The organism is Paenibacillus sp. FSL R7-0204 (assembly GCF_038002225.1).
Classification (GTDB): domain Bacteria; phylum Bacillota; class Bacilli; order Paenibacillales; family Paenibacillaceae; genus Paenibacillus_AQ.
Genome location: NZ_JBBOCA010000001.1, coordinates 7,286,803 through 7,312,587, shown reverse-complemented (window position 1 = coordinate 7,312,587; position 25,785 = coordinate 7,286,803). Strand labels below are relative to the sequence as shown.

Annotated in this window: 28 protein-coding genes and 1 riboswitch; of the genes, 18 read left to right on the top strand and 10 right to left on the bottom strand. The window is 52.4% G+C overall.

Features of this window, described 5'->3' with window-relative positions; genetic code table 11:
- Positions 1-14 precede the first annotated feature (14 nt).
- Genes MKX42_RS31690 through MKX42_RS31680 form a run of 3 tightly spaced genes read right to left on the bottom strand, consistent with a single transcriptional unit; the run spans position 15 to position 4,092 of the window.
- Positions 15-1,604 carry a methyl-accepting chemotaxis protein gene (locus MKX42_RS31690; protein ID WP_340757384.1) on the bottom strand — a complete coding sequence of 530 codons (1,590 nt, stop codon included), beginning with the start codon at positions 1,602-1,604 and terminating at the stop codon, positions 15-17.
- 29 nt (positions 1,605-1,633) lie between these two features.
- Positions 1,634-3,634, bottom strand: a complete 2,001-nt coding sequence (locus MKX42_RS31685) for a chemotaxis protein CheA (RefSeq protein WP_340757383.1) — start codon at positions 3,632-3,634, stop codon at positions 1,634-1,636.
- Between the two features lie 29 nt (positions 3,635-3,663).
- Positions 3,664-4,092 carry a chemotaxis protein CheW gene (locus MKX42_RS31680; RefSeq protein ID WP_339253265.1) on the bottom strand — a complete coding sequence of 143 codons (429 nt, stop codon included), beginning with the start codon at positions 4,090-4,092 and terminating at the stop codon, positions 3,664-3,666.
- Positions 4,093-4,302: 210 nt separating this feature from the next.
- Here MKX42_RS31680 and MKX42_RS31675 point away from each other — a divergent pair, with 210 nt between their 5' ends.
- The 6 genes from MKX42_RS31675 (at position 4,303) to MKX42_RS31650 (ending at position 10,067) form a co-directional block, all read left to right on the top strand.
- A complete protein-coding gene (locus MKX42_RS31675; RefSeq protein WP_340757382.1) occupies positions 4,303-5,262 on the top strand; it encodes a tyrosine-type recombinase/integrase in 960 nt (319 codons plus the stop codon).
- A 497-nt stretch (positions 5,263-5,759) separates the two neighbouring features.
- A complete protein-coding gene (locus MKX42_RS31670; RefSeq protein WP_340757381.1) occupies positions 5,760-6,488 on the top strand; it encodes a hypothetical protein in 729 nt (242 codons plus the stop codon).
- Between the two features lie 52 nt (positions 6,489-6,540).
- Complete coding sequence (locus tag MKX42_RS31665) at positions 6,541-6,951, top strand: GntR family transcriptional regulator (protein WP_340757910.1); 411 nt, start codon at positions 6,541-6,543, stop codon at positions 6,949-6,951.
- The gene (locus tag MKX42_RS31660; RefSeq protein WP_340757380.1) at positions 6,951-7,880 is read left to right on the top strand and encodes an ABC transporter ATP-binding protein; all 930 of its coding nucleotides are present in this window, start codon (positions 6,951-6,953) and stop codon (positions 7,878-7,880) included. The genes MKX42_RS31665 and MKX42_RS31660 overlap by 1 nt, the downstream gene beginning before the upstream one ends.
- Positions 7,881-7,882: 2 nt before the next feature.
- The gene (locus MKX42_RS31655) at positions 7,883-8,785 is read left to right on the top strand and encodes an ABC transporter ATP-binding protein (RefSeq protein ID WP_340757379.1); all 903 of its coding nucleotides are present in this window, start codon (positions 7,883-7,885) and stop codon (positions 8,783-8,785) included.
- Positions 8,778-10,067 carry an ABC transporter permease gene (locus MKX42_RS31650; protein WP_340757378.1) on the top strand — a complete coding sequence of 430 codons (1,290 nt, stop codon included), beginning with the start codon at positions 8,778-8,780 and terminating at the stop codon, positions 10,065-10,067. The genes MKX42_RS31655 and MKX42_RS31650 overlap by 8 nt, the downstream gene beginning before the upstream one ends.
- A gap of 48 nt (positions 10,068-10,115) precedes the next feature.
- On the opposite strand, the gene MKX42_RS31645 is transcribed toward MKX42_RS31650, so the two are convergent.
- On the bottom strand, positions 10,116-11,054 hold the full coding sequence (locus MKX42_RS31645; RefSeq protein ID WP_340757377.1) for an AraC family transcriptional regulator: 939 nt from the start codon (positions 11,052-11,054) through the stop codon (positions 10,116-10,118).
- Between the two features lie 94 nt (positions 11,055-11,148).
- Between MKX42_RS31645 and MKX42_RS31640 the strand changes: the two genes are divergently transcribed.
- From MKX42_RS31640 to MKX42_RS31625, 4 genes are all read left to right on the top strand, one after another.
- Positions 11,149-12,807, top strand: coding sequence for a family 43 glycosylhydrolase (locus MKX42_RS31640; protein ID WP_340757376.1), 1,659 nt, complete (start codon positions 11,149-11,151; stop codon positions 12,805-12,807).
- Positions 12,808-13,014: 207 nt separating this feature from the next.
- Positions 13,015-13,686, top strand: a complete 672-nt coding sequence (locus MKX42_RS31635; RefSeq protein WP_340757375.1) for a zinc-dependent metalloprotease family protein — start codon at positions 13,015-13,017, stop codon at positions 13,684-13,686.
- Positions 13,687-13,705: 19 nt separating this feature from the next.
- The gene (locus MKX42_RS31630; protein ID WP_340757374.1) at positions 13,706-14,398 is read left to right on the top strand and encodes a hypothetical protein; all 693 of its coding nucleotides are present in this window, start codon (positions 13,706-13,708) and stop codon (positions 14,396-14,398) included.
- Positions 14,399-14,521: 123 nt separating this feature from the next.
- A complete protein-coding gene (locus tag MKX42_RS31625; RefSeq protein WP_143803861.1) occupies positions 14,522-14,719 on the top strand; it encodes a hypothetical protein in 198 nt (65 codons plus the stop codon).
- Between the two features lie 547 nt (positions 14,720-15,266).
- On the opposite strand, the gene MKX42_RS31620 is transcribed toward MKX42_RS31625, so the two are convergent.
- The 4 genes from MKX42_RS31620 to ytxJ form a co-directional block, all read right to left on the bottom strand.
- Positions 15,267-15,719 carry a hypothetical protein gene (locus MKX42_RS31620; RefSeq protein ID WP_340757373.1) on the bottom strand — a complete coding sequence of 151 codons (453 nt, stop codon included), beginning with the start codon at positions 15,717-15,719 and terminating at the stop codon, positions 15,267-15,269.
- Positions 15,720-15,853: 134 nt separating this feature from the next.
- Positions 15,854-16,023: riboswitch (cyclic di-AMP (ydaO/yuaA leader) on the bottom strand.
- A 206-nt stretch (positions 16,024-16,229) separates the two neighbouring features.
- Complete coding sequence (locus MKX42_RS31615) at positions 16,230-16,478, bottom strand: hypothetical protein (protein WP_340757372.1); 249 nt, start codon at positions 16,476-16,478, stop codon at positions 16,230-16,232.
- A 106-nt stretch (positions 16,479-16,584) separates the two neighbouring features.
- On the bottom strand, positions 16,585-16,827 hold the full coding sequence (locus MKX42_RS31610) for a glutaredoxin family protein (RefSeq protein WP_076160073.1): 243 nt from the start codon (positions 16,825-16,827) through the stop codon (positions 16,585-16,587).
- Positions 16,824-17,150 carry a bacillithiol system redox-active protein YtxJ gene (gene ytxJ, locus MKX42_RS31605; protein WP_340757371.1) on the bottom strand — a complete coding sequence of 109 codons (327 nt, stop codon included), beginning with the start codon at positions 17,148-17,150 and terminating at the stop codon, positions 16,824-16,826. The genes MKX42_RS31610 and ytxJ overlap by 4 nt, the downstream gene beginning before the upstream one ends.
- Before the next feature lie 228 nt (positions 17,151-17,378).
- Here ytxJ and MKX42_RS31600 point away from each other — a divergent pair, with 228 nt between their 5' ends.
- Complete coding sequence (locus MKX42_RS31600) at positions 17,379-18,101, top strand: SDR family NAD(P)-dependent oxidoreductase (protein ID WP_340757370.1); 723 nt, start codon at positions 17,379-17,381, stop codon at positions 18,099-18,101.
- Positions 18,102-18,150: 49 nt separating this feature from the next.
- Positions 18,151-18,786 (top strand): ThuA domain-containing protein, encoded by a 636-nt coding sequence (locus MKX42_RS31595; protein WP_340757369.1) that lies wholly within the window; start codon positions 18,151-18,153, stop codon positions 18,784-18,786.
- A 93-nt stretch (positions 18,787-18,879) separates the two neighbouring features.
- Here MKX42_RS31595 and MKX42_RS31590 read toward each other — a convergent pair whose 3' ends face one another.
- On the bottom strand, positions 18,880-19,773 hold the full coding sequence (locus MKX42_RS31590) for a CHAD domain-containing protein (RefSeq protein ID WP_340757368.1): 894 nt from the start codon (positions 19,771-19,773) through the stop codon (positions 18,880-18,882).
- A gap of 224 nt (positions 19,774-19,997) precedes the next feature.
- Between MKX42_RS31590 and MKX42_RS31585 the strand changes: the two genes are divergently transcribed.
- Positions 19,998-20,903: a lipoate--protein ligase family protein gene (locus MKX42_RS31585; RefSeq protein WP_340757367.1), complete on the top strand. Its 906-nt coding sequence runs from the start codon at positions 19,998-20,000 to the stop codon at positions 20,901-20,903.
- Between the two features lie 152 nt (positions 20,904-21,055).
- Here the strand turns inward: MKX42_RS31585 and MKX42_RS31580 are convergent, their stop codons facing one another.
- On the bottom strand, positions 21,056-21,838 hold the full coding sequence (locus MKX42_RS31580) for a carbon-nitrogen family hydrolase (protein WP_340757366.1): 783 nt from the start codon (positions 21,836-21,838) through the stop codon (positions 21,056-21,058).
- Positions 21,839-21,946: 108 nt separating this feature from the next.
- Here MKX42_RS31580 and MKX42_RS31575 point away from each other — a divergent pair, with 108 nt between their 5' ends.
- The 5 genes from MKX42_RS31575 (at position 21,947) to MKX42_RS31555 (ending at position 25,752) form a co-directional block, all read left to right on the top strand.
- On the top strand, positions 21,947-22,375 hold the full coding sequence (locus tag MKX42_RS31575) for a MarR family winged helix-turn-helix transcriptional regulator (protein ID WP_340757365.1): 429 nt from the start codon (positions 21,947-21,949) through the stop codon (positions 22,373-22,375).
- Between the two features lie 38 nt (positions 22,376-22,413).
- The gene (locus MKX42_RS31570; RefSeq protein WP_340757364.1) at positions 22,414-23,049 is read left to right on the top strand and encodes a nitroreductase family protein; all 636 of its coding nucleotides are present in this window, start codon (positions 22,414-22,416) and stop codon (positions 23,047-23,049) included.
- Between the two features lie 31 nt (positions 23,050-23,080).
- A complete protein-coding gene (locus MKX42_RS31565) occupies positions 23,081-23,377 on the top strand; it encodes a putative quinol monooxygenase (RefSeq protein WP_209993686.1) in 297 nt (98 codons plus the stop codon).
- A 298-nt stretch (positions 23,378-23,675) separates the two neighbouring features.
- Positions 23,676-25,304, top strand: coding sequence for a phospholipase D-like domain-containing protein (locus MKX42_RS31560; RefSeq protein ID WP_340757363.1), 1,629 nt, complete (start codon positions 23,676-23,678; stop codon positions 25,302-25,304).
- Positions 25,305-25,371: 67 nt separating this feature from the next.
- Entirely contained in the window at positions 25,372-25,752 is a 381-nt protein-coding gene (locus MKX42_RS31555) for a hypothetical protein (RefSeq protein WP_340757362.1), read from the top strand.
- The last annotated feature ends 33 nt before the right edge of the window (positions 25,753-25,785 follow it).

The window sequence follows — 25,785 nt, the reverse complement described above, 5'->3', positions numbered from 1 at the left end:
GAATGAACCAAGAGCTACAACTGGAACGAAGACACCGTGCTCTGCAGCTCCTCGGCCAGGCTGGCCAGGGACTGGGCGGAGGAGGCGGTCTCTTCGCTGCTGGCGGCGGACTGCTGGGTGGTGGCGGAGATGCTCTCCACGGCAGCGAGGACGTTGGTGGACTGGGCGGCTTGTTCTTCGCTGGCGGCGGCGATTTCGGAGATTTTCTGGCCGGCGCTGTTGACCATCGTCACGATCTGATGAAAAGAAACGCCGGTCTTCTGCGACAGCTCCGCACTCTCCTGCACAGCGCTCACGCTGTAGCGTGTATTCACCTGCATCCCCTTGATGATGCTGGTGATCTGCTTAGTGGCCTCGCCGCTGCGCTCGGCCAGCTTGCGCACCTCGTCAGCCACCACCGCGAAGCCGCGGCCCTGTTCCCCCGCTCTTGCGGCTTCAATGGCGGCATTCAGAGCAAGCAGGTTGGTCTGATCTGCAATATCCTCAATAACATCGATAATCTCGCCGACCTTCTGCGAGTCCTCCTCAAGCTTAGCCATCTGTCCGCTGACAGCCTGCATACTCTCCATCGACTCCTGAATGATGCTGTTCCCGTTCTCGGCAATCGTAACGGTCTCATCGGAGATTACCGAGGCCTGCTCGGTATTCTGGGCTACAGAGTGGATCGCGCTGGACAGCTCTTTGAATAACTCGCTGATGGTCCCGGCATCATCCGCTGTGGTCGTGCTGCCGCTTGCCACCTCTTGCGTACTGGCGGAGATCTCCTCGGCCGCAGCAGACAGGCTCTGGGAATGCAGCAGAATGGACCCCACCGTCCGGCGGAGGTTGCTGACCATCTCATTCACCTTGGCAGCCAGGATGCCGATTTCATCTCTGGTGTCGATATCGGATTGGCTGCGCAGGTCGCCGTCAGCCACCTTCGAGAGAACCTTGACAACCTTCGCCAGCGGATTAGAAATAATCCGGGAGATGATATACCCTAGCAGGATGCACAGAATGACTGCACCGATAATGATACTGAGGGTAATATTACGTGAAGAGCTATAGAGTGCGGCTCCGCTCTGTCTGGCCTGATCCGCTTCCTTGGTGTTGGTGAGAATCAGCTCGTTCAGAATATTCTTCAAGGTATCGCCTTGGTTGTTAAGCGTGCTGCCGCGCAGCATCTCCAGCAGCTTCTCGTCCTGTCCAGTCAGGGAGAGGCTGACAAGAGAATCGTACGTTAACAGATAATCATTCCATGCCGCTTCAAAAGGGGCAATGGCTTGAACCGATTCCGCGCTCAGCTTGGTTTTGCGGAAGGCCGCGATGTTATCGAGTACGTTCTGCTTCTCTTTTTTATAATCGTCCACCCGCTGCTGGCGTTCCTCAGGGGTCTTTTTAATGTACAGATCCCTGACGATAACACGCATGACCGAGAAGCTGTTCTGTGAGCTTTGCAGGGAGGAGACGGGAACCAGATTGTTCACATACATATCGTCCAGACTGTTATTAATCGAGCCGAGGTTGCTGAGACCGTAGAGGCCCACGAAGGAAAGAATGAGAGCGACGGTCAGGAAGGACGAGATTAATTTCACGCTTGTTTTTAGATTATAGAACCATTTCATACCTGTTTCCCCCAGTAAAGATGATTTTGTTAAGCGAAGACTCCCGTATTGAAAAATAAGCTGGCTGTATCTATGATCAGAGCGATATTGCCATTTCCCAGGATGGTAGCTCCTGATATGTTCTCAGTCTTGCCCATGTAGGCGCCGAGCGATTTGATTACGATATCCTGATTGCCGATAAGTGTATCCACGGCAAGTGCCAGCCGTTTCTCTCCCCGTCCCACGATAATCAGCGGAATGGATGCTGATCTGCCACCCGCACCTGCGGGGAGCCGCAGGATATCCTGCAGCCAGACCACCGGCACGAGCTGCCCCCGTGCGGTAATGACAGGCTGGCCCCGGACAGAGCTGATCTCCTCTGGAGTGACGCGGACAATCTCGGCCACACTGCTCATGGGAATCACGAAGGTGGCTCCCCCGGCATGAACGAGCAGACCCCGGATGATAGCGAGCGTCAGGGGCAGACGAATCCGGAAGCGGGTGCCTTGCCCCCGCGTGGTCTCGATATCGATCATGCCGTTAATCCGTTCAATATCATTGCGGACGATATCCATTCCGACCCCGCGGCCGGAAATATCGCTGATGTGCGGGGCGGTGGAGAAGCCGGGCCGGAAAATAAGCCGCAGCGCTTCATCCTCAGTCATCCCGCCGGCCTCTTCAGCCGTAATGATGCCCTTCCGCAGGGCAGACTCTGCAATCAGGCTGGAATCAATCCCGGCCCCGTCGTCCTCGATGACCAGGATGACCTGATTATCCTCATGGGAGGCCGCGACGCGGACGGTTCCGGTCTCGCTTTTGCCGGCGCTGCGGCGGATTTCAGGGGTCTCTATGCCGTGATCAACGGCATTGCGCAGCAGATGGATCAGCGGGTCGCCAAGCTCTTCAATGAGCGTCCGGTCCAGCTCTGTCTCCTTGCCTTCAAGAACCAGCTCAACCTGCTTGTTCAGGGAGCCGGACAAGTCCCGGACCATGCGGGGCAGACGGTTGAACAGCTGCTCTATCGGCAGCATCCGCACCTTAATCATGCTCTCCTGCAGTTCCCCCGTAATCATAGCCAGATGGTCGGCAAGCTGGCCCAGCTCCTCTGTCAGATCATTGGTTCCGTATTGCTGGTGGAATCTGCGGTTCAGCAGATGGAACCGGGTCTGATCGATGACCAGCTCACCCGCCAGGTTCATCAGCTTCTCCAGACGCTCCACCTGGACGCGGATCGTTTGCGGCTTGGTTTTGTCAGCGGCAGACGGCGGGGATTCTGGTACTTCCGGGAGCTCCCGGCTCCCCGTCTCCGGATGGGGCGGTCTCACGAATTCACCGGGACGCGGGGAATCGTTAAGCACTTCTTCTATGTATATACGATCAACATCCATAATGGATAAGACCTCCTGACGGAGCTCCTCGATATCGATCTTAGGCGACAGCAACCAGGAGGCCTCGTCGATCCGGCTGTCGTGGTCCTCTATCTCTTCCAGCTCCGGCTTCATGCGCAGGACCGCAGCGACACTCCGCAGCTTGGCATCGATCAGGTGAAGACGGGGCAGCTTCATCTCACAGCCGGAAGAGAGCCACACATGCACCCAGAACAGCTGGAGGGGAAGCTCTGCCTGACTTGTCTGCACAGCAGGGACCTTATCCTCCGGCTTCTGCAGCTCCTCCGCTGCGAATGTACTCAGCCGCTGCACCAGACCGGACACATCTGTGGTCTCCTGATCCGTAGCAGCGATCTCGCTCTGCAGCGCGCGCATTCCATCCAGCGCTCCGAAGAACAGGCGGATCAGCTCCGGCGTGACCGTCCGTTCCCCTCCCCGCATCTGATGAAGCAGATGCTCCAGATGATGCGTGACTTCCTTCAGCCCGTTGTAGCCCATAGAGGCCGAGGAGCCCTTAAGGGTATGGGCCGCCCGGAAGAACTGCTGGATTCCGTCTTCTGTCTCCCCGGTCTGCTCCAGCCTGAGCACCTCATCCTCGATCAGCTGCAGCTGGTCCTCCAGTTCCTCCAGAAATATCCCTCGGTATTCCGATAAATCAACCATGGTTCGCCTTCTCTCCGTTTAGCCTTTGTTTAGTCTCGCAGCAGGATCTCATCCAGCCGCAGAATGCCGACCAGCTCGGAAGAAGAGAAGCCTACTCCGTTGAAGAAGGAGCCGCTGACTCCAGAGAGGCTGCCCTGTGCAGGCTGAATATCGCTGAAGGTCGTCACTTTATTCACGTTGTCGACAATAACGCCCAGGGATTCCTCCTGGTGATGGACCACCAGAATGCGTGTGTGTTTGGTCGGCTCCACTTCTTCCATCTGAAGCAGCACTCTAAGGCTGAGCACCGGCACAATTTTACCCCTGAGGTTGATAATGCCCTTAACGTAGTGACGGCTGCTGGGGATTTCCGTTATTTCCTGCATTCTTATAATTTCATGAACATCTGAGATCGGGATCGCATAATGCTCGTGATCTACCCCGAATTCAACATATTGTTTCTGCAAAACGGTCTCCATAGTTACCCTCCGGCTTCTCATATTACTTAGCTGGCCCGCAGCCGCTATTCTGTCTCCGTCTCCCTCCTGAGTTCTTCGCGTTACTTGCTGCTGATCTTGCATGTTCCGGTCTTTAGCCATCCTTGTGTGATAATGGGACAAAATACCACAAAAATGTCGTACAATATCACTTATGCGACATGTCTATTCCTGAGGAGTGATGAAAAAAGAATGAGCCAGACCGAATTTAGCCGTACGGCGCTCAGCTTGGTGTACCCCGAAGAGGGCTACCTAAGCGATGATCAGATTGTTCAGATGTTTATGGCTACCTGCTGTACGAATGTTAATACAGGTCGAAATTATAAGCGGGCGATTGCCGATTTCCGCAGATTTATTGCAGGCACCTCTTTGCGGGCAGTGAGCTGGAGGGAGATTGAGGCGTATAAGATTTTCCTGACGCAGGGGGGCTACAGCTATCAGAGGCAGCTGGCACCGGCAAGCATAGCCGCATTCCTTGCGCCGTTGAAGTCTTTTTATAAATGGGGGAGTGACCAGCATATCGGTTTTTTTGCAGTGAATCCGACCTCCTCGGTGCGCATCCCCAAAATAAACGTGACCAGCCGCAAAAACTTCCTGACCAAACGGGAGGTGGGAGAATTACTGAATGTACTGGAGAAACAAGGACTGCGCAACTATCTGATCGGGCTGACGCTAGTGGTACTGGGTCTGCGGGTATCGGAGTTGACAGCAATGAAGTGGGGAGACTTCCATAATGATCTGCTGGAGACCTCGGTCTGGCTGACCGTGGAGAACGGCAAGGGGGGCAAGCCCAGAGAAATCAAGGTTCCGCCGACCCTCTGGCAGCTGTATTCCAAGTTGTCTGATACCCTGCCAAGGAAGGAAGAGGTCACCCCGGAGCAGAGGATGTTTCCGTTATCTTCACGGCAGGTGGAACGGATTATTAAGAACGCCGGAGCCGCCAGCACGATTGAGAAAAAGCTGACGCCGCACTGGCTGCGGCATACGAATGCCACACTGGCCTTGCTCCAGGGAGCGTCGCTTCAGCAGGTTCAGGAATCGTTGGGGCATTCCCACATCAATACCACCCAGCGGTACCTCCACACCGTTCAGCAGATTCAAAAGGCCGCCCCGGATTTTGTGGAGGACAGCCTGCGTACGTTCATTCAATAGATTGAATTCGACAAAAATTGCGGCGACACGAATTGACCATTGTTGTGGAAGCAGAGGGGCTGATCCGGCAAAGTTTCTATACAGAAGTTAGGAAATGACCTATAATAAACGCATTGCTGCTTGATTATGCGCAAGTATGCATAGTGTCTCTTGTTTTGCTCCAAAAAAGTCGCATAAGTGATATTGTACGACAAAAAACATCAAAGTATACATACAGACTTAGCTTCATGCGGTTTTTTGCATCGAAATCCGGCACTTGTGCCGCAAATCCCGCGTAAGCTCCAATAATAAAGTCCAGACTCCGCCTATGTGCGGGGTTTTTTTCGTGCGTGGAAATCTAAATCATAAAAATAGCAGAGGTTTTCTATTGACAGTGAAAAGCACAGGTCATATACTGTGTATATAGATATATACAGTAAGCACACACAGATACACACTGAAGTTAGCTGATCTGCCAGCTCCTGCCGTTCAAGACGAATAAAGCGAGGTTAGAAGTTATGACAACATTAAAGCAAGCGTGGGTCATCGTACGCAGCGAATTCCACGGTGACCGCTGGAAGCTGCTGTGGGCGCTGCTGTTCTCGCTCCTGTTTATGGGATATTTTGCTGCACTGTCAGGAATGGTCATCGACGATACGATCACGGGACATGATAAGCAATTGCTAAGCGATGTGCTGATGGTTACGATGATGCTCATGCTCACGATTACCTTTTCCCGGCGGACAATGAAGTATATCTCAGAGGATTCCTATACCCGGATGCTGGCGTATATGCGGGCTTTGCCGGTACCGGTAGCTGCTATTCTCTGTAAAAGAAAGCTGGACACCCTGTTAGCTGTGACCATGAACAGCACGCTGTTCTTCAGCCTGCTCTATGCGATCGGCCCCGGAATACGCGCTGAATTGCCGCCTGCTTCGTATCTGGCTTTTGCCTTTACCTGGATCGGTTACAGCCTGATTGTCGCTGGCATGTATATTATCATCGAGTTCTCGGTCAGCGGCGTCATGTACTTCTGGATCATCTCAGCCGTTATGCTGCTGGCGCTGGGCGTGTCCGGTCTGGTCTATCTGGCTGGAGGTAATATACTGCTCGCCACGGTCGCTGTATCCAAGGAGTGGGGCCTATTATCTCCCCTGATGTGGGGAACGCTGGTACTTGGCGTGTTATCGGTTCAGTTATTCTCCAGATGGACGATTCACCGGCTGAAGAGCCGTGATCTCGTATGAGACGGGGCAAGGCGTTCATCCGGGGGCCGGGCCTGGAAGGCAGGTGTAAATGATGTGGATACCTATACAAATTAATGAGAACAGCGCAGAGCCGCTGTACCATCAGATCGAGACGCAGCTCAGATCGCTGATTATCTCAGGCGCGATTACAGAAGGGACACTGCTTCCTTCCATCCGCGAATTCGCGGGTGACCTGAAGTGCAGTGTCATTACGGTCCGCCGTGTCTATCAGGATCTGGAGAACGAAGGGCTGCTGCGTACCCGGCAAGGGACGGGCACCTTCGTGTCCCATATCGGTACCGGAGCCATGGAGGACTATAAGCAGGAGACCGTCCGCAAAGCGCTGGAGAGTGCCGTGGAGGCGGGACTATCCGTCCAATGTAGCGAAGAGGAACTGATCAGGCTGTTCACAGAGATTGTGAAGAACAAATACGGGAAGCAGGCAGAAAGAGGGGGAAGCTGATGGGACAGCAAGCCATAGAACTGCGGGATGTATGCAAGAAGCGGCGCAACAAGACCATCGGGCCGATGAATCTCCGGCTGCCGCAAGGATATATTACAGCGCTGGTGGGCCAGAACGGCGCGGGCAAAAGCACGCTGCTGAATATGCTCCTGCAGCTGATTTTGCCGGATGAAGGGGAGATCCGCTGGTATGAAGAGACTTACCGCGGAGTGCTGCCGATGGAGCTCCGCCAGACCATCGCTTACGTGCCGGAGATGCCCCAGCCTGAGGAGAACTTTTGGACAGCCGCTGAGGCTGCGGAGTTCCGCCGCCACTGGTATCCTTCCTGGGATCACGGCTACTTCGAGGAGCTAATCCGTAAGTTTGAAGTGCCGCCGAACGCCAGACTGGGCAAGATGTCCAAGGGGGAACGCCGCAAGTTCGAGCTTGCCGCCGCCCTCGCGGCGAAGCCCCGGCTGCTGCTGCTGGATGAGCCGTCCTCGGGCCTGGACCCTTTTGCCTGGAAGCTTATGATTGAGACGCTGCAGAATTACATGGAGGAGCATGAAGCGACGATTATCATCTCCACTCATATTGTTGAAGAGGTGCGGCGGCTGGCCGATTATATCGTGCTGATGCACCAGGGGCAGCTGCTGGGAATGACCGAGAAGGACAGCCTGTTTGGTTCATGGAGTGAAATATGGGTTCAAATTGAGGGAGAGCAAGAGCTGCAGGAACTGGCAGCCGAGCTGCCGCAGGCGCTGGAGCTGAAGCTCGAGACGCCGGGAGTGGCTTCCTTTTTAACCCAGCAAATTTATCTGTATGAGAAACGTATTCACGATTTGGGCGTAAAGGTACTCAAGAGCCGCAGCCTGGAGCTGGATGAAATCCTAAGCTTATGGACCCGGGGACATCGTCCGGTTCTGATCGACCAGAAGAGAGGGGAATAAGAATGGAAGCATTGCAGTTGAAGCAGGTAGTGAAGCAGTACGGTGAGAAGACAGCCGTCAACGGAATCAGTCTAAAGGTGGAGCAAGGCGAGATTTACGGTCTGTTGGGTGCCAACGGTGCCGGCAAAACAACAACTATGCGCATGGTGCTCGGCCTGATCTATCCCGACGAAGGAAGCATCCTGTATAACGGCAAGCCGTATAGTAAGGAGCTCCAGCATCTGATGGGCTATCTGCCGGAAGAACGGGGATTGTACCCGAAGGTCAAGGTCAGCGATCAGATTATCTATCTGGCTCAGCTGCGCGGGATGTCCGCCAGTGAAGCGGATAAGAGCCTGAAGTACTGGCTGGAGCGTTTCGATGTACCGGAATATTACAATAAGAAGATTGAAGAGCTGTCCAAGGGGAATCAGCAAAAGATGGGCTTCGTCGCCGCTGTGGTCCATAAGCCGAAGATTCTGATCCTGGATGAAGCCTTCAGCGGCCTCGATCCGGTCAATGTGGAGCTGCTGAAGGATACCGTCAGAGAGATGCGGGATTTGGGAACGAGCATTCTGTTCTCCACGCACCGCATGGAGCATGTGGAGGAATTATGCCGCAATATCACGATTCTTGACCGCTCGAACACCGTGGTTCAGGGAGATATCCGCGAGATCAAGAAGGGGTATCCGCGGGAAGAGGTTGTACTGCGCACCGCCGGGGAAGTGAACGGACTTGCCGAGGTTGCCGGAGTTACCGGAGTGCAGCGTCAGGAACGCGGGTACGTGTTATCCATCAGTGACCTGGGAGCGGCGCAGCGCATTCTGCAGCTGGCTGTGGCCCAAGGCGAGGTCGAGCATTTCGAGATCAAGGAACCGACGTTAAACCAAATCTTTATCAGAGCGGTGGGTGAATCCAATGAATAAAATGGCAACCATTATCGGCTTCACATTCAAGAACAAGGTAAGAACGAAATCCTTTATGATTACCACCTTAATTCTGGTGCTTCTGCTTAGTATCGGGATGAATATTCCTTATCTAATCAAAGTGTTCAACGGAGAAGATGGTGCCAAGGACGCGACACAGATCGGAGTTGTTGCTGAGCAGGGCTTCCGGCCTGCCGAGCTGCTGCTTGCCTATACCCCGCCGGCTGAAGCAGAAGACAAAGTCGTATTTACCGCTTATCCTTCCGCAGATGATGCAACGCTGAAGCAGGGAGTGGAGGATGAGAAAATTGAAGGCTATCTGACCTTTGCCGCAGAAGGAACGGAAGGCGTGCCTCCGGTAACGTATCACAGCAAAGACGGAGACATCAGCAGCAAGCTGAGAACGAATCTGCAAGCTGCTCTGCAGCAGGTGAATACCGGGCTGATTGTCGGCGACAAGCTGACCGAGAGCCAGGTGGCGGCGATCTTCGCTCCGGTGTCGATTGATACCGCACAGCTAAGTACTGACGGTGCTGCAGGTGGCGCAGATCAGGATCAGTCCAAACCAATTATCAACTATGTGATTGTCTATATCTTACTGATTCTGTTCTTCATGTCGGTGATGATGACCGGCAACATGATCTCAGCCGAGATTACTTCGGAGAAAAGCTCGCGCATTATGGAGATTCTCATTACCAGCGCCTCGCCACTCACCCAGATGTTCGGCAAGGTCATCGGAATCTTCCTCGTCGGACTGATGCAGATCGCCATTATCTCGGCTGCTATCGCTGTCAACCTGATGCTGCCGCATAATTCCACGATCCTGAGCGATTTCGATCTGAATCTGGGACAGCTTAATGTCAGCATGATCGTCTATGGCTTCATCCTGTATATCCTGGGCTACTTCCTGTACGCCCTGATGTATGCCGCTGTCGGCTCGATTGTCAGCCGGACAGAGGATCTGGGACAGGCCGTGATGCCGGTCATGATGCTGGGCTTCGTCAGCTTCTATCTGCCGCTGTTCAGTATCTCGAACCCGGATACCTTGCTGGTGAAGGTCGCCAGCTTCGTGCCCTTCACCTCTTCGCTCAGCCTGCTGCTGCGGATCGGGGTCGGCCATGTGGCCTTCTGGGAGATCATGGTCTCGCTGGCGATCCTGCTGGCGACAACCTTCCTCTTCGGCTGGCTTGCCGCCAAAATCTACCGCACCGGCGTCCTGATGTACGGCAAGCGCCCTAGCATCAAGGAGATCAGAAAAGCAATGAAGGCTTATAAAATCTAAGGAATATTTTGTAGGAAAGCCCGTCTGGTTTAATGGACGGGCTTTTTGTTATACACCATTATTTTTACGAAAGTCAGAGGGGTTGATTCCTGTCCATCTTTTGAATTGTCTGCTGAAGTGAGAGAGGTTCTTGTAGCCCAAACGGTTTGAAATCTCATTTAAAGATATTCTGGGCTGCTGAAGTAATATTTTGGCTTCCTGCAGCTTTAAGTCAGATAGATAGGTGCGGGGCGACATCTTGTATATTTTTTGAAATACCTCTAATCCATAGTTGGGGCTGATCCCAAGCGAAGCAATGATAGGCTGGATGTGAAGGGTGTAATCGGAATTGCCCTCGATACAATTTTTCTTAAAAGCCCTTTTGATGGCTTCGGCAATTTCTTTGGCATATTTCGCTGTGGTCATGGATTGGTTCGCACGTATCTCCGTCTGGACCGGCTGGATATCTACTAGCACCTCCAATAACTCGAACAAGACCATTTGTGCTTTTAGCTTCGCTTTGGTGAACGACAACTCAGGCTCATGCAGAATATCTATCCATGCTTGAAGACATTTTTTCAGCTTAGGATGATACGAATTGGAGGGCGAATAGACCCAGTCACAGTTTTTCAGTACTTTCATCCGTAAGGAGGGCTCGTCTATATCGAAATGAGCACAAAAATAAGTCATCGATGTAGCGGAAATGCATGTATTCGTATGCTCGAACCCAGGCGGAATCAGCAGAATATCATCACTGTTCACAATGAATTGTTCATGATCCATCTTTGTCTCTTGAGCCCCATCCAGCACAATGAGAATCTCAAAGGCATGGTGGGATTCTTTCGTCATGCTCCAGTCAGCTGGAACGGTTTGAGTATGTGCGCCAAAAAAGCGTATATTCCAATCAATGCGCGGCAGCAGCAGCGTCTGTGCGCCTGTGAGCTGGCTATTCCTATGTTCCAATGTGCAGCACCGTCCTTTGATTTGGGTAAATGTAGCCGTAATCATCCCATCGCATAAGTGCGTTAGTAGTTATTATAATATACATAGACAATAGGAAAAGGGTAAATAATATGGCTAAACAGCGAAGGGAAGCAGAAAAATGACGAAGATTAACAATCCTATAATCCCTGGAATGGCACCAGATCCCTCTATTATAAGAGTGGATGATGTGTATTATATTGCGACATCCTCGTTCCATTGGAATCCCGGCGTTCAAATTTTCAAATCAACCGATTTAGCCCAATGGACGCTGACAGCCTCCGTATTAAGTAAAGGTGAAGTGAATTTGAGGGGGACCAATACTCCGGCCGGGATCTGGGCGCCGCATCTATCCTACGATCCTAGGGCGAAACGGTACTGGTTAGCCTATTCGCATATGTTAAACATGGCAGGCCGTGAATTCAACTCGGATTCCTATGCCATGTGGGCAGAAGATATCCATGGACCCTGGTCGGACCCCATCTATCTGACCTCCATTGGTTTCGATCCGGCACTCTTCCATGATGAAGACGGTAAGCACTATGTGTCCATCCTGGAATGGGAGACCCGTGAAGGGTACCAAGCCCCTGGACATATTGTGATCGCTGAATTTGATTTGAATGAGGGGAAGATCGCTGGACAATGGCACCGGGTGACGCAAGGCTTCACCAGCCGCGGCTGTGCTGAAGCACCGCAGATCTATAAATATAGAGATAGGTATTATCTTTTATTAGCTGCTGGCGGAACTGGGTATGCTCATGGTGTTGAGCTGGGACGCTCGGAGAATATTTTTGGTCCCTATGAACCGCATCCGTCGGGAGAGCCGATCATCACCTCCTCGCCGCGCCATCTATTTTCACTTGGGAATCCGGATGCCGGGCATTTTGAGATGTATAATCCAAGCTCGATCATGCAAAAAGCAGGTCACGGCTCATTAGTTCAAACACAAACAGGCGAATGGTACATTGCACATCTAATGTCACGGCCTGTGGAAGGAACGCTAATGAATCCATTAGGCCGTGAAACCTCTATTCAAAAAATGCATTGGACAGAGGATGGCTGGCTGGAAATGAAGGATGGATCGAATGTAGCGAAAATGGAAGTTGAGGGGATGACAGGTGTTGAATTAGAGGCCGATGGACTCTCTCATGACGTATTTGATGATTTTAATCAGGAGAAATATGATCTTCATTTTCTGACTCCGTACCGTGAACAGCAGGGGGCATGGGTGAATACGGTTGAACGTCCGGGTTACTTACGCATTCATGGAGAGAATTCTTTTTTCTCGCAGATTCATCCGGCGATTATGGCTACGCGTGCAACCTCCCTTCATTATGAAGTGCAAACCAAGGTGGAGTTTCATCCCGATCATTACTCGGAAACGGCGGGGATGGGGCTATACTATGATTCGAATAATTGGCTGTACGTTCACTTGACCCACTCCGAATCAGAGGGCACGGTTCTATATGTGCTGCAGGCCAAGCTGGGGGAACGTATTGAGCTGGTCCACCATTACATTCCAGTCCCTGATGACACAGCGGAGCTCAAGATTATCTATCATTCAGGCATCGCGAGTATCCTTTACCGCTTCGGGGATAACGGGGAATGGCAAGCTTTTGTAGAAAATATCGATGCTCTCTATTTGTCGGATGAAGGCGTGAACGGGGAGCCGGGAGAGATTGGCGGATTTACAGGCTTGTTCAATTTCATCGGTTCCGTTGATGCTCACCAGCATGACTCCTTCGCTGATTTTGACTACTATGGCGTGAAGAATTACTAATTGGACAAAGCAGAAGCTTATCATGCTAAAAGATTCGTCTGAAACTTGTAGTAGGAAAAGACCATCCTTTAAAGGATGGTCTTTTGATTTATATTGAATTGGAATATGAAAAAAAATAACAAATAAGTAATGAAAAAAGGAGGATTTATATGTAAAATATAAACATATTTAGATATAATAACTTTTAAGGAGAGGTGAAAATTTTACATGCATAGTAAAAAGAAAGCGTTAACATTATCACTTATAGCATTTTTGACTTCCACTGTCCCTATTCTTCATTCTACAGCAAGCGCACATGAAATATACTACACAGGTTCACCCACTAATGCGACTGCTTACCCGATTAAATGGGATAATTTAAGTAATGGTAAGGCAAATTTAAAAATTAATGGAGATAACTTGAGCACTGAGTATACCAGCGCATATTCCACTGCTTCCTTTTTATGGTCAACATATTCAAAAAAAGTTACAACGAGTCAAGCTAGTTTTGGAGCCTCTACTCTTGATATAGCTTCAGCTACTAAGGCTTATTGGGACCAACGCTTCGGTGTTATCGGTACAGGTATACTTGGAATAACTGACTCCAAGTCAACTGATGGATATATTATTAACTCTTCAAATGTACAAAACTCTTCAAGGAAGGTCCGGTACGCACAGATTTTTATGACACCCTATACATCGATGTATAGTAGCTCCGATAAGAATAATCATAAAATCGCTACAATTACCCATGAAATTGGCCATGCGCTGGGGCTTGGTCATCCTAACGAATATTATTACCCCACTAATGCTGAGTCCATTATGCGAACTGGTGGAAGTTATGAAGGATATTATACTCCTAGAGCACACGATATTAATGACTTGACTAATAAATATTAAATTTATAAGGAGGATTGAGATGAATATAAAAAAATTAATGACCCCTGCGGTCATGGCATTTATCGTACTGGGGCTGATCACAGGCTGTTCAAGTGTTACTTCCTCAACATCAGATATGTCTTCCGCCACAAGCCTTTCTCCGGAGAAAATAAAAGAGCTTCGTAAAACATATCCTGTATCCACTGGATCACCCCAAAATGTCGATCTACAGGATTTGACATTTAAGCAGGTGCTGGATTATACGGATTCGGTTATTATAGCGGAGGTCATTCAGCAAATGCCGGATTTCAGCGTGGATCTAATTACGGAGCCAGGTACTCCGGAGGGCAATTTGGCTGAGAAATTAGAAGCAGCCGGAGAGCAGCCGTATCGGCCGGAGTTCACTTCTTTTCAAGTGAAGGTAGATGAAGTCGTCACAGGCGAGGAGGTTGGCAGCACCATTAACCTGATTTACAACTCTGAGTTTAAGGGAATTGAACCCGAACTCAAACCAGGTATGAAAATTGTCGTAGCCGTGAAAAAGGGTGTAGGTAAAGAGCAGGAGGGAAGCTACTCGTTTACGCGATATGGTACGTATTATGTGGTTGAGGACGATTATGTTCTATCTGCGTTTGAGGGTCAAAGTGAAGAAATGAGAGGCTTCTCCCAGGATACTAACGGCTATAAACTGGATAATCTTATTAGTGAGATTAAGGCTTTAAAAAGCAATTAAAGGTATCCTTTAAATCATGTGACGATCATTCCCTAGAGTCTTGCTTACCCGGACCCTGAACTGGTGAAAACGCCGGAGATGGTGTACCTTAGTAGTATTAGTCTTTAGGAGTGGTGAATGGTTGTGAAGAAAAGTAGACAAACCCCCGTGCTGGTCGCGGCTTCTATCCTGCTCATTATTGTCAGCAGCCTGATCCCCTCGGATCAGTCGACTTGGCTGGGGGCGTTACAGACCCTTCTGCTGGGAGCCGGACTGCTCGGCTGCTGTATGGCTTTTTGGCGGTTTGCCAAGGGCGGCAAGGGTGGCAAGGGCAAGAGCTGAGTTCTATGTAGTGAACGGCAGGCGGAGACAGGATCAGTGCATGGGATGATCGAGCTATGTAAGATGAGCCAAGCACTGCATGGGTGCTGGTACTGAGAGTCAAGGACTAAGTCGCGGCGGATGCTGCGGCTTTATTTGATAGAATTTATATGTTTTGGGGTCCCCGCAAAAGTACCTGAATGAATATCGAAGCTAGAGCCCCATTGAGGGGTATTTTGTATTGTAGGCGGACTCAGAGGCCCTTATTTTGTGAAAAAGACCGATTATCTCCCCGTTGCGGACTGAGAGGACCTTAACGGGCTGGGTGGAGCAGAAAATGAGGCGGAATGGGTTAATTAAGCGCCTCTCAGTCCGCATGGCCTTCAGAATAGTCTCATTTGCCGAAATAGCGGATTTGTAGTCCGCAGCCCGCCCGCTATCTCCTTCTGCCGCACCGGTATCCTAATTCCGCCACATCAGACTCCTTCTGCCATACCCGTATCATAACTCCGCTACATCCAACTCGTTCCGGCGCACACATTCCCATAGCCCATGCTAATCACCCACCTCATCCCGCCGAAGGGCGGTGGACCGCAGGCAAGGCAGAATGTGCGGCTGCCATCTGCTCGCGTATTCCTCTTAGCCGGGCCTTCAGCTCGGGGATGCTGCACTCCAGGATCCGGCTGATGTCGGGCAGGGGGAGCTGGATGCCGTACCATAAGGCACTGGCAACGTGATCGTCCCAGTTAAGCGCAGAAGCGGATCGGCTACGGTTCCGCGCGAGCACGGCACATTGGCGGATGCACTCTTTGTAGGCAGCCGCAGCAGCGCCGTCCCCTGAGAGGCTGCTCTTGAGCCATAGTGGATGGAGTGCCACGAAGGTGGCGGTGGTTGCTTGCTCGGCGCGGGCGCCTTTTTCCAGCAGCAGACAGCTAAGCGCATAGACGGGACTGCTATATTGCCGGGTGTAGTGGTTGAATCCGGCAGCAGCAGCTGCCTTGGGCGATAAGGGGTCAGGCATGTGGTCACGTTCCTTCCTGAATCTATACTGTGCAGTTCATTCCAGCGCGCAAAAAACCGCAGGCAGAGGAGGACCTCTGCCTGCGGTTTTGGGTAACAGGCGTAAGACGCCTGGCACAAAAGCATGGCGGATCAGGGCTCTCTCTTGGCGCTTACGAGGTTAGCTGTCGGATTCGGACGGTGAGAGTCGCCCTACCTGCCGGAGACCTGCGCGTGGCATTCTCCTTCGGATTCACCCCAAGTCGGCCTGACGGCCGGATGGTTCCCCCGTTTTCCACATGACGGAAATTCAGCGTGCATGCATATGCTCATTTTCATGAATGCGTTCATTTGCTTTCAACACGAATCATACTCTTTTCGGAGGGGGTTTGTAAAAATGGAAAAGAGTGCTATTCGTCTTTTTTTCAGCAAATGGCTGAATGGCAGTGCATAGGGAAGCCAAAACTCATATATGTAGCAGTTTATCTGCCATTTATCTCGCTCAAGCGCTGTTTTTTATTTTTGGCAGAGATCACCACCAAAGCGGAACCTTCTGATTCTTCCAGGCAATCATCCGCTTCACCTCACGAACGGTTCCAGTTGTAATCTCATAGTCGCTGCGGTTGGTGGCATGAAGGTCAAGGAAGTGCAGCATCCCTCCATAAGTCCCTACAGCCAGCAGCGTCTCATCCGAATTGACAGCTAATTGATTGACGTCGCTTACATAACGCTGCCCTTCTTCACGCCATTTGGCGGCATGCTCATCCTGTAGCCACTTCAATTGATCAGTCCTCCTGTTCCAGATATATATAAATATACAAATTTCACATCAATGAACCGCAAAAAAAGGTGCTGCTCCTCTTGAGAGGACAGCACCTTTGTGTATATTACAGAACAGCAGCATCCATAAGCTCCTGGAGCTCAGGAAGATTGAAGCCCTTGACTGCCCGGTCCCCGGATACGGTGACAGGAATGCCCATGAAGCCCAGCTTCTCTACTTCCTCTTGATAGACGGAGCTTGTCATCACATCCCGGACCTCGAAGGGAATTCCTTTGCTCTCCAGCAACTGCTTGACCTGATTGCATTCGCTGCAGCCGGAGGTCGAGTAGACAATTACGTTCGCGCTCATTGTTCCACTGCTTCCTTTATCGCTTTTTGGGTAATCTTCCAGTGTGAGGTGTTCCAGCGGACTTCGCTGTCCTCCAGCAGGAAGATTTGCGGGGATTCATGCTTGATTCCGAAATCCTCAGCAATCTGATTGGAGACAGGACGGTCTTCGATTACATGGACCACGGCTGCAGGAGTATCTGAATGCTGTGCATAGGCCTGGAATTCTTCATTGGCCTTGGCGCTGATCGGGCAGGTGGTGCTGTGCTTGAAGAGCAGTTTTTTGCCAGGCTGCCCGATATATTGCTGTAATTCTTCTTTAGTGTGGATTTGTTGAATAGACACCTTAGGATCACCTTCCCGGGTAAAAGTTAATGAAACCTGTTGTCAACAATTGTGTTGTTAACAACTATTAATCTTGATTGTAACATAGTTCAAAATTAAAGCAAAAGTAAAGTTAAGCTTAGCTTGCCCCTCCCTTGCAGGATGTTGTTAACGGCGCGAGGCCATGCTAATGTGAGAGGGATGAACCTAGGCTCGGTGCATAATCATGCAGATATGAGGGGGGAGCTAATGAAAAGGGTTGCTTGTGTTACCGGTGCTGACCGTGGACTGGGATTGTGCCTCGTTCGATCTCTTTTGGAGAGTAAGTACATGGTGTTTGCCGGACAGTATTTGCCGGACCCTGCGCTACTTGAAGCTTTGAAAGCGCAATATCCGGATAGCCTGCGGCTGGTCCCTCTTGATATCGGCAATGCAGGGAGCGTAAAGGAGGCCGCACGGAGTATTGCCGGGAGTACAGGGCACCTTGATATGATTATCAATAATGCGGGGATTATCCACCGGTCGGATGATGCAACGGTGCTCGTGGATATGGATGATGAAGCGATGGCGGAGATTTATAACGTGAACACGCTGGGTGCGCTGAGGGTGAGCAATGCATTGATGGGCTTACTGCTGCAAGGCCGACAGCGTCTGGTGGTTAATATCTCGTCAGAGGCCGGAAGCATCGGACGGAACAAGCGGATCAATATGTATGGCTATTGTATGTCCAAGGCCGCGCTTAATATGCAGTCTTCGCTGCTGCACAATCATCTGCGTACGATGGGCGGACAAGTGCTGGTCTTCCATCCCGGCTGGCTGCAGACCTATATGAACGGGGAGAAGGATGCGAAGGCGCCTGTAACTCCTGAAGAATCGGCAGGCAAAATTATGACGATCGTTCATAACCACAAGATGTATCTTGCTGAAGAACCGGCTTATATCGATCTGGACGGCAATCTCTGGCCCTGGTGACACGAACATTCAGGACAGGCTATCTTGGCAAAAGAGAGGTGTGTACATCATGTCTTCATACAAAGCACTGGCGTTCGGCAGCTATACCGAAGTGAAGTATCATCCCTTCGAGGGGGTAGACCGTGAGCTGGAGCAGCTTCTTGAACCGGAGTTCCAGGTAATTTGTACGGAGGATTACGGACGGATGAACCGGACAGAATTGGAAGAATGCAGACTGGTGGTCTCCTATACGGAGTTCTCCGAGGAGCAGTTACCCGCTGTGCAGAGCGGAGCTCTGCTTGCTTATGTGGCTGGCGGCGGCGGGCTGCTTGTCGTGCACAACGGCATATCCCTGCAGCGTAATCAGGAGCTTGGGGCAATGCTCGGTGCCCGGTTCACCCATCATCCGGCGTTCACAGCGCTGCAGATGAAGGTGACTGCGCCGGAGCACCCGATTATGGAGGGGATCTCTGATTTTGTGATAGAGGACGAGCCATACTATTTCGAGCAGCATCCCCACTTCGGGACAACGGTGCTGGCCGAATATCCGCATGACGGAGCGATGCGACCGGCGGCATGGTGCCATACCTTCGGCGAGGGCCGGGTGGTCTATCTGATGCCTGGGCACCATCTGCCTTCCTTCTCCTCAGAGCCGCTGCGCCGGATGATCCGCAGAGGCGGATTGTGGGCTGCCGGAATGCTATAGTACGTGACGTTAATGGTAAAAGGCAGGATACCGCTTGGATAACATGCGGTGTCCTGCCTTTGTGTAAGAAATGGGATGATCAGCTATGATGCCCTATTTCGGGGGTTCAGCAACAGGGACGACCTCGTTCTGATGAAGGGCCTCCAGTACCTCTGCCCGCAGCGTATCGGTGAAGGCGGCCCAGATTTTTTTGCCGACATCCAGCTCTTCACGTCCAATCGATTGCAGCGTTTCAAGCCATACCCGCTTGTCATTAATGAGTCCGAGCTGTTCCTGGATGTCCTTATAGAAGGCTTCATGGGCATGGAATTTCTGATCCAGCGCAAAAGCAGCCGCACTCGCCGTATACCGCAGTTCTTTGGCCGCAATTCGCAGCTCATGCAGAGCCTCGAAGGCTTCCTGCGATTCGGCTGCCGGTCCCTTGAATAGGGCTTTGCAGGCTTTTTTCTTCTGTTCAAAGGCGATTTCAAGCTCGCGCATGGCGACATTGGCGTCTTTTTTGGCAGCGAGGGGCTCTAGCCCTGTCCGGGTAAAAGGTGTCCACAGCGCTTCGAGCGCTTGGCCGGACAGCTTGGGCAGTGCCTTCTTCAGCTTCTTGCGGGCGGCCTTCCGTGTATCCTTCTGGTGTTCGATTACCGCCCTCAGCAGCTTGGCAGTCTTCTTATCGCCCGCCTCCTCCGCCGCCTTGCGCCGGGCCTCAAATGACCCGATCAGCACATCTGCATCACGGACTCTGCCGAGCTTCTTCTGGGCCTGCTTGAAGCTTTTATACAAGTCTGCTGTTGCAGTATGGCCCGGATCAAGAATGGATAACAGGGTCAGCAGCTTGCGGCTATTGACTCTGGCCTGATGAATATCCTCATCGTTGAACCCTTTGCGTGCATCCTTGCTGTAGTCCTGAAAATTAATATACAGCTTGTTCATGGCCTGTTCCCATTGCCTGGATTTGCTTAGGTGCCTGTCCTTTGCCTGTGGTTCGGTTGTCATGCAGCATCACTCCTAGAGGTTGTGTATAGCATGAGCTTATGTGCGAATCTTATGGCTGGTATATTCTTCTGTACTACATCAAGGATAACGGGTTCGCTCCGTCATTTCAAATCTGTAAGGGCATACACTGCCGGTTGTACGGTACGGGGAGAGATCGGTTACAATGTGAATAGTTAACGGAGTTAAAATTAGCGCAGGTCATATAGATAGAAAGGGGAATCAGCATGCGGAGTGAACCTTATGATGTACTGGAGAAGGGGGCGGCGGGAAGGCTGCCGGAGGAGATGATGCTCTTCACGCATACCGGCGGTGAAGCAGGGGAAGAAGCGGAAGCGGCATCTGCGGAGGAGATGCTGATTCCGTTTGCTTTTGAAGAGGTGCTGTGCCGCGATGTCGGGGCCGGGAGGGTCCCGCCGGTGCTGCATCTCTGGAGCCACCCCGGCGGAGTCGCGCTTGGGCTGCGGGACAGCAAGCTGCCCCGCGCAGCAGAGGCGATGCAGGCGCTGGAGCAGCAGGGCATCCGTACGGCAGTCCGCCATTCGGGCGGCGCTGCGGTGCCGCTGGATGCCGGAGTGATCAACGTGTCCCTGCTGCTGCCGAAGCCTGCGGGCAAGCTGGACTTCCACGATGATTTCCGGCTGCTGGCTTCGGTCATTACCGAAGCGGTAGCTGAGGGCTATCCGCAGGCAGCGGCGCAGATCCGGGCGGAGGAAGTCACCGGGTCGTATTGCCCCGGTGACTTCGACCTGGCGATCGGCGGCCGCAAGTTCTGCGGTATCGCCCAGCGCAGACAGAGCAGCGCGTACTTCGTCCACGCGTTCGTGATTGTGTCCGGCTCGGGGCTCGCGCGCGGAGAGTGCATCCGCCGCTTCTATCAGGATGCAGCGGACGGCGATGCCTCCCTGGACTATCCGCGCGTGCGGCCGGAGACCATCGCCGCGCTCGCGGAGCTTGGCGGCCCGTCTTCGGCGGCCGAGTTCACCGCGGGTATCCGGCAGGCAGTTGCCGGCCGGGGAACCCGCCTGCTGCCGGCGGAGCTGCTGCAGCAGGAGACAGGCTACAGCCTGCGGTACAGCGACCCGCAGGTGCTTGAAGCAGCGCGTATGCTGCGCGAGAGGTATGCCCGCTGAGGCGGGCTGCAGCGGGTGGCGGGCTGTATGCGAAAAACAGCATACATTGTGCAGGCTGGGGTGTGCGCGGACCTGAGGCAGTCCAAGAGGATGACCGCGGGGGTAAGAGATGTAGCCCCCGCGATCATCCTTTACGTGCGTACCGCTGCCAACTACATATACAACTCCGGACGCCGGTCCGCGAAGACCGGGATCTGTCTCCGTATCTCCCGGACCCGGGCGAGGTCAAGCTCGCCGCTGAGGATCTCTTCGCCGCCGGAGGCCTCGCTGACAATCTCGCCCCAAGGATCGATGATCAGGGAATGTCCAGCGAAGGTATTCGCCGGATCAGCGCCGGCCCGGTTACATGCCACCACGTAGCACTGGTTCTCAATCGCCCGGCTGATCAGCAGCGCGCGCCAATGAGAGAGGCGGGGCAGCGGCCATTCGGCGCTGATGAACAGAATCTCTGCCCCTCCGGCCATATGGACCCGAACCCATTCCGGGAACCGGATGTCGTAGCAGATCAGCCCGGCACAGAGAATGCCGTCCAGCGTGAACAGTCCTTTGGCACCGCCGGGCTGGAGGTACACATGCTCCTCCATCAGCTTGAACAGATGCAGCTTGCTGTACTCCCCGGTGCACGCCCCGCTGCGGTCAAAGACATACATACTGTTCGTAATGCCACCGTTCTCCTGCCTGACGGCAATGGAGCCGGCAACGATATTCACGCCGTATTCACGGGCCAGACCTGACATCAAGGCACCCGTGGTATGTCCGCCGGGATCGGCGATTTCGCCCAGCCGGGTCAGATCATATCCCGTTGCCCAAAGCTCGGGAAGAATGATGCAGTCCGGCCGGCCGGCGGCAGCCTCACGTATTTTGCGCTCCGCCGCAGCATAATTCACCTCGGGTTTGCCGAATGCTATATCAAGCTGAATCAAGGCAATTCTCATGTGGAAATCTCCTCCTGAATAATATTAGTTGACGGGTCAATGAATTCGGTGTAAAGTGTATTTTGTAGAAAAGGTTTTGCACAATATATTTGCGTTAGGGGGTATATTTTGAGGGAAGCTCAGCCCGATGAACATAAGATTTTTGAACTGCTGCAAGCTCTGCACAAAGGCATCAGCCCGAAGTTCGAGCGCTGTGCAGGCGTGACTCCTACCCGGTTCAGATTGCTGCAGGAGTTATATCACAGTTCGGAGATCAGCCAAATTTCGCTGCAAAAGCTAGTGGATATCGACGCTGCAGCGGTCACCCGCCACTTAAGAGGGCTGGAGGACTCCGGACTGATTACCCGCCGGAATAATCCGGCCGATAACAGAGTGACACTTGTCTCTCTGACCCGCCAGGGACGCGAACATATCGATGCCTACCGGGAGAACAAAACCCAGTTCATCAGCGATCTGCTGACCGGCTTCAATGAACAGGAGCGTACAGTGCTCGCAGACATGCTTACACGGCTGCAATATAACATTAATTTACTGTAGCCGTCACCTATAATCAAACCTTAAAGGAGCTATTTCATATGAACACTACCAAAAACAATGATTTCATGAGCATTATTACAGGACGCCGCTCGATCCGCAAATATGATTCGGCCGTCAAAATCAGCAAAGACGAAATGACCGAAATCCTTACAGAAGCTACGCTGGCCCCTTCATCCGTGAATATGCAGCCTTGGCGTTTTGTGATCATCGAAAGCCCGGAAGCCAAAGCTAAGCTGGCCCCTATTGCCAAGTTCAACCAGCTTCAAGTTGAAACCTCCGCAGCCATGATTGCTGTATTCGGTGATTTGAAGAACTTCGATTATGCTGAAGAAATCTACGGTACAGCGGTAGAACGCGGACTTATGCCTGCTGAAGTCAAAGAAAGACAGCTGGCTGCTCTGGGCGCCCACTTCGCCAATCTGCCGGCCGATGTTAACAGAGAGACTGTAATGATTGACGGCGGTCTGGTCTCCATGCAACTGATGCTGGCTGCCCGGGCACACGGATATGACACCAATGCCATCGGCGGATTTGAAAAGGATCAAATTGCTGAAGTATTCGGTATGGACAAAGAGCGCTACATTCCGGTTATGCTGATCTCGATCGGCAAAGCGCTGGATGAAGGCTACGCCTCCGTCCGTCTGCCAATCGACAAGATCGCCCAGTGGAAATAAGCTCAGGCCTAAACTTAGGAGGAATACAATAATGTTAATTATCCATGCGCTGCTTCATGTGAATCCTGCACGGGAGGAAGAGTTCCTGGCCACAGCGAAACCGCTGATTGCCGCCACGCACGAAGAAGAAGGGAACCTGTCCTACGAACTGTATAAGCATGCAGCAGACGGAAGTCTCTATATTATGGTTGAGACCTGGCGCGACCAGGCAGCCGTTGCCGCTCACAACACAAGCCCCCACTTCACCGGCTTTGCCGCCAAAGCGGGAGAGTTCCTGACCGCACCGCTTGATGTTAAGGTGTACAGCGCTGAGGAATTGAGCAAATAATTACGGAATTAAGCGGTTACCCTATATGTTCTGGAATCCGGGATGCTCCGGCAGTCTTTGACTGCTGTGGCATCCTTTTTTTAAAATATAAGAATTTATATGTTGCACACCATAAATTATCCTTCTATTTCTCGCTGAAACGGTACCGTCCTTTAAAAGGACGGCAAAGCCGTTTCCACTTGCAAGACGCCGTACCGTTTATAAAAAGTACAACCAGGGTATCTTACCTTACCCTTACTTGGCTTGTCATTTGCTGGCGAAGCAAGGCGGGGGGAAGAACGAAGGAGATGAAGACTACATGACTAATGTACATAAAAATCACCGGTTACCCTCTAATCCTGCTGCTGCGGAACAGGACGGGCAGCTCCTGCAGGATCTCATAGACTACGTGAATTATCATATTTCGGGCGGCTCCCTGGCTTCGCTTACCGAAGGCGCGGAGGAGGCTGAGCCGGCTTTTGCCCCTCTTTTGCAAAGTGATACCGCGCGCGCTTACCGGCAGGAGTGCGGGGGCGTCATAACGGATATGCAGCAGCTCGGGCAGCTGCCGGGTATAAGCCAGGAATGGCTTAATCAGCTCACGGATACCCTAGCGGGGCTCGATTCCGGCAAGCTCAGAGCTCTGGCCCCGCAGACCACCCGGCATAACCAGGTAGATCCTTATGTGAACGGGCCGCAGTGTCTGGGCATGCTGCTCGGCGAGATCCGCCGGGCTGAACGTTATATTCATCTGTCCGTGATGCTGTTCTTCAATGACCATTCGGGGAACCTTATCGCGGATGAGCTGCTTCATGCGCTTGAGCGCGGGGTCCAGGTTAGAATCATGGTGAATTATAAGGTCACTGCGCTCGGATACGGCCAGAATCTGGAGGTGGGACAATTCTCCGACATTGCCGGGCGTCTGGAGCAGGCGGGTGCGAGGCTGCTGGATACCTTCCACTCCTATTACGGTGCGGAGGAATGGGCTGGGAAGCGCAAGGTGCTGAAGTCACAGGGCGTTCCTGAGAGCATCCTTTTTCTGCAGGATAAGGTTCAAGAGGATGTGGAAGTGACCGGGCTGAATGTGATTGACCACCGCAAATTCATGATTATAGACGGAATAACTTCCGTTATCGGCAGTCTGAATATCGGGGACCAGTATACCTTTGCAACCCCCATTCAGGAAGCCCCGGACCAGCAGGTGGATGGACGTCCGCTCGGTATCCCCGCGAAGGAAGAGGAGTGGCATGACGGCTGCTTCCGTATTCAAGGGGCTGTGGCCCAGTCGCTGAACGCTGTTTTTCACTCCAGGTGGCTGCTGCTCGGGGGAGATCACTTTGACCTTGCGTCACCCTTCTATCGTCCTGCGGTGGACTACGCGTTCGGGGAGGAAGAGTGTACGCTCTTCGCGAGCTTTCCCGGCAACCCGGTGAATCTGATTCAGCAATATATTCTGGATGTGATCACCTATGCGGCCGATGAGACCCTCATTGTGAATCCGTATCTGATCGATCAGGCCTTCTGGGACCGGCTGGGTGAAGTGGGACCGGAGCGTGCCTGCCATCTCGTCATTTGTAATCCGCTCCTGGTCAATGATCATCCGACAAACCGGGCGGCGGTGCGCAGCAACATGTACGTTCCTTTTTGTAACGGCGTATCCTTCTATGATTATAGTGCGACTGAACGCTTCTCCCACTGGAAAATCATTTACGACCACAGAGCGCAGGCGGTATTTCACGGCTCTTATAATATTAATGAACGGAGTGCCTGCCATGATTACGAGCTGGGCCTGCTGGTGAAGGGCAGAGATCTCGCGGAGAAGGTGAAGCGCATGATTGATTATGACCTCAGCGTCTCCCGCAAGGTCACCGACAAACACGAGTTCTTCAAGCATCCCTGGCTGCATCCCAGTACGTATCTGAATAAAGCAACGCAGAATTACACCTGATATCCTCTCCGGCACCCGGTCATGTATAATGACGTTATACCAATGAACGAAGATGGAGCTAATGAAGATGAACATACACATTCTTGGACAAGGCCCCCGGACCGGGGAAATCAGATTCGCGGCAGCGGAATGGGGGGAAGCCAGAGCCATCTGGTGCGGGCCGCCTGTACAAACGGGAGAGGTATGGGAAGCTGAATGGGAGCTGCCGGTGCTGTTCATGAGCTGGGTCGATATTGTGCCGGCTCCCGGGGGTGCCTTTGGCTTGCGTATCGAAGGGGACACGGTTATTCTGACGGGCGTGCTGGAAAATATAGAGGAGGACGGCGCGGGTTATCTGCGGATCGGCCGCGACCTGATCATGTTCGAATGTCTCGGCGAACCAATGGCGCTGGGCGGGTTCGTTGAGCTGAGGACCCGTGAAGCCAAGCTGTATCCCGTGAATCTGTAAGGGCCGTAGGCCCCCGGCTTACGAACGATTTCC